This window comes from Mesotoga infera, from assembly GCA_011045915.1.
Classification (GTDB): Bacteria; Thermotogota; Thermotogae; order Petrotogales; family Kosmotogaceae; genus Mesotoga; species Mesotoga infera_D.
The window spans coordinates 1-1,762 of sequence record DSBT01000278.1; the positions used below are offsets into that span (position 1 = coordinate 1).

At 42.8% G+C, this 1,762-nt stretch carries 3 protein-coding genes; 2 read left to right on the top strand and 1 reads right to left on the bottom strand.

The window, feature by feature from the left end; genetic code table 11:
* Window positions 1–30: 30 nt before the first annotated feature.
* Window positions 31–789 carry a fumarate hydratase gene (locus tag ENN47_09235; GenBank protein HDP78346.1) on the bottom strand — a complete coding sequence of 253 codons (759 nt, stop codon included), beginning with the start codon at window positions 787–789 and terminating at the stop codon, window positions 31–33.
* Between the two features lie 394 nt (window positions 790–1,183).
* Between ENN47_09235 and ENN47_09240 the strand changes: the two genes are divergently transcribed.
* Window positions 1,184–1,663: a glutathione peroxidase gene (locus tag ENN47_09240; GenBank protein ID HDP78347.1), complete on the top strand. Its 480-nt coding sequence runs from the start codon at window positions 1,184–1,186 to the stop codon at window positions 1,661–1,663.
* A partial coding sequence (locus tag ENN47_09245; GenBank protein HDP78348.1) for a MarR family transcriptional regulator occupies window positions 1,660–1,762 on the top strand: 103 nt, incomplete at its 3' end. The genes ENN47_09240 and ENN47_09245, both read left to right, overlap by 4 nt.

The window sequence follows — 1,762 nt, forward strand, 5'->3', positions numbered from 1 at the left end:
GTGAAGCTGAGTTCTTCACCGGGGAACAAATCATCTATCTTCAAAGGCAACTACCCCCTTTCTACAGAGATAACAATCAACAGCCAATGAAACCGGAAGAATCGCAATGTGACAAGGCGCAGTTTCAATGCTAACCGAGTAAGCGGTCATTCCCTCTCCCAGTCCTTGATAACCGATATGGAGGGAATTGATCTTATTCAGAAGTTTCTTCTCAAGTAAGGCGTAGTCAACGTCGGGATTCTTTGAATCCAACTCTCTAGTCAGAGCAAGCTTGGCAAGGAGCATTGATTTCTCTGAGCTTCCCCCGATGCCTATTCCGACCCTGAGTGGAGGACAACCCCTGGCTCCTCCTTCAGAAATTGAATTGGCAATTGTTTCTATGAACTCTTCTTGAGATGTTGTCGGGTTGAGCATAAACAGTCTCGAGAGATTCTCGCTGCCTCCACCTTTTACGAGGAAACGTATCTCTAATTCTCTTCCGGAAACCATGAAAGTATGCACGACCGAAGGTGTATTGTCTCCGGTATTTTCTCTGTGTATTAGGGGGTCCTTCACAATTGAGTATCGATAGGGATTTTTTGAATACGCTCTCCTGACAGCCGTATCGAGGGTGTCTGATAAGGGTTCCTCAAGAGATACCTCCTGACCGATGAAGACAAAGAATTCAATGAAACCTGTGTCCTGGCACAGGGGAAGCTTCAGCTTTTCTGCAAGTAACGAGTTCTCATTCAAAATAGATGAAAAAGGACCGGTGTAGAGTTTTAAAGAGGATTTAATCTTATCATCCATTATTGTGTTTGCCTTTACTAATGCGGTCTCGACCTTTCCAGCTATTGAAGATGCTTTTATCAAGAATTCACCTCATTATCTGTAAAAAGCTTATTGCGAGCCATGCCATATTCATTTATAACACTTTGCACGCCCGATTGCCCTAATAATCCATTTCTCCATTATCGAAAGCGTGAAAGAAATTAGGATTCTCGGCTCGAGACAGAAACCCAGAACGACAAGAGACAGATACTGCAGAAAAGTCTTAGATGGAATGCTAACTTGGACTTCTCCAGCTGCTTGCAAAAGCTGTTAAGAATTCACAAATCAGATTCTTCAGCTCTCATGAGAGCAATGATTTAAATAGCGTCCATAGTACAACTAAATAGTGTACAATACGATTGGAGGTGAACTAATGAGTATTTATGATTTTCAATTGACTACTATTGACGGATGGAATAAATCAATGGAAGACTTCAAAGGGAAGGTTTTGCTGTTGGTGAACACGGCAAGCAAATGCGGATTTACTCCGCAATATGACGGCCTGCAGAAAATCTTTGAAGAGTTCAAAGATAGAGATTTCGTTGTGCTAGGGTTCCCTTCCAATGACTTTCTTTTCCAAGAGCCAGGCAGCGATGAAGATATAAAGGCTTTTTGCAGTACAAACTTCAGCATTACGTTTCCGTTGTTTTCGAAGATTTATGTGAAGGGGAAGAACATCCATCCGCTTTTTGAGTTTCTTACTTCAGGCGGAGGGAAGAAAGAGTTTTCGGGAAAGGTGAAGTGGAACTCTACGAAGTTCTTGATTAACAGAGAGGGTGAGATAATTGGAAGATTTGAGCCGAAGGAGGAACCCGAGTCATTTCGTTCTGCAATTGAGGAGGCGGTTTTGTGAGTAAGAAAGAGGATGTCGCGATTCCAAGTGAAGATGAGCTGCTCAGACTGGACAATCAGCTTTGTTTTGCTTTGTACTCCAGCTCGAGGGGTATCACAA